Origin of the sequence: Flavihumibacter cheonanensis (genome assembly GCF_022352215.1) — a bacterium.
In the GTDB taxonomy this organism is placed as follows: domain Bacteria; phylum Bacteroidota; class Bacteroidia; order Chitinophagales; family Chitinophagaceae; genus Flavihumibacter; species Flavihumibacter cheonanensis.
In genome coordinates, this window is sequence record NZ_JAKRWF010000168.1 from 1 (window position 1) to 283 (window position 283).

General features: G+C 39.9%; 1 protein-coding gene. It reads right to left on the reverse strand.

Translation table 11 applies throughout. From position 1 onward, the window contains the following. On the reverse strand, positions 1-283 hold a 283-nt coding region (locus tag MD536_RS21565; RefSeq protein ID WP_239603846.1), incomplete at both ends, for a hypothetical protein.

Here is a 283-nt window from a genome sequence, read left to right on the forward strand (position 1 = left end):
GTGCCCGATTTTTTCGGACGGATTCTTCATAAGATACATCGATATAGACAATGCCTGCTTTCTGCAAAATATCCTCGCTTAAATGGGACAGCGCCTCCCCTATTCCATTTTCTCCGCCGCGAGCAAATTCAATGACCGCAGTACATCGGTCATGATAATTTTTTTCATAAGCTAATTTTTTGGCATACGCGATATTGATTTTTTCAATGAATAAATTCCAGACAAAGTGATCTTTAAAATAATAGTCTGCATCCGTAAACAGCCTCGGCCTTCCATGTTTCGT